The 1,363-nt window shown below is 41.8% G+C and carries 1 protein-coding gene and 1 pseudogene; both read left to right on the top strand.

Going from position 1 to position 1,363, the window contains the following annotated elements; genetic code table 11:
- Positions 1-495: hypothetical protein (locus ACFIK8_RS09300; protein WP_375669256.1), on the top strand; the 495-nt coding region annotated here is incomplete at its 5' end.
- A 267-nt stretch (positions 496-762) separates the two neighbouring features.
- Positions 763-1,363: pseudogene (locus ACFIK8_RS09295) on the top strand (hypothetical protein); the annotation flags it as partial.

Genomic DNA, 1,363 nt, shown 5'->3' with positions numbered 1-1,363 from the left:
GCGACATTCAAAACACAAAGTGGAAAAACATGGTATGGGCAAGAAGAGGGGATTTTTATTCAATCAGAAAAAAATCTTGAAGCTGTCCTGTTGGGAATACAGGCTGCAACACAAACACAATTGTTTCATAAACCCATCCAGGCCTTGCAACAACAATATGGATCACCGCCTTTGCAGGGAACACCGCTCTTTTATACTTGCCTTGAGCAAAAAATAGGACTCTTTCCAACACCACAAGATGTTGAAACTGTGCATCTTTTTTATTTTCCACTTTGGTTTGGGGATGAACAGCTCATGGAGGAGGGGAATCCTTGGTTGATGCATGCATTTGATCTCATTAAAGCACGTGCAAAATACGAACTCTACAAAAACATCCTCAAAGATCCTGAATATGCTGCTGTTTCTTTCAAAGACTTTCAAGAACAGCTCCAAGCTTTGCGATTTGAAACTTCACGCAGAACAGACTCGGCACATATTCTGCCAATGAGGTTTTAAAGGAATTTTTTTCCAGTTCTTGATGACTGGCATCATCCCGGGCATTGATACCTGACTTAGCGTTGCTGACAGAAAGAGTTTATTCATGCGCTTGTCAGTCTGTTTGATGCCCACTTACTGTATAGAGGCCTGAGCTTTACAATTCTTTCAGAGTTTTGTCCTGATCCCATTATCAGGGGCTCTTGCTGTTAAAATAAAAACAAGCCTTAGTGATTTGATACATCCCACGGATAAGGTTCTTCAAATATTCTTTTCATGAGGTTCTCAATGGTTTTTCTTCCAGTTGCTGATTATCGGCCCGACGTCGCTGATCTTAATGGCGCTTTTACCGATGAGCTTATCAACCTGTTGCCAGCTGATGGCTCCTATATTCCTATGCCCGGCTTTAAACCTTTTTCAGAATCTTGCCCTGATCCAATTTTAGGCGCTATTGCTGTGAGAGAAAAAAATGGCGTGTCGATTATCGTGGGAACAGAAAAAAAAATCTACCTTCTCGATAATCTAAACATGAAGTGGAAAGATATCAGCAGAAAAGGAGAACCTTATTCCGCAAATATCCATGCTCCATGGTCCTTTGCTTTGTTTGGCGATTATGTCATTGCTGTCAACGCAAATGATAAACCACAAGTCATCGACATTAATCATGACGAAAGATTTAGAAATTTAAAAGGAAATCCACCACAAGCCGGAATCGTTCGGGTATGGGGCGATTTCGTTTGTCTGATGAAATTGACCGAGCATCCAAGACGTGTCCATTGGTCGGGGTTGAACGATGCTGAATTTTGGACCGTGGGGAAAAAAAGCTGTGATTTTCAAGATTTTCCCGATGGAGGGTTCGTGCAAGGCGCAACCGAAACAACAAATCCAC

It is taken from the genome of Bartonella sp. MR168JLCBS (assembly GCF_042194175.1).
Note: the sequence above shows the minus strand (reverse complement) of the source record. Positions and strands in the feature narration are given on the sequence as shown.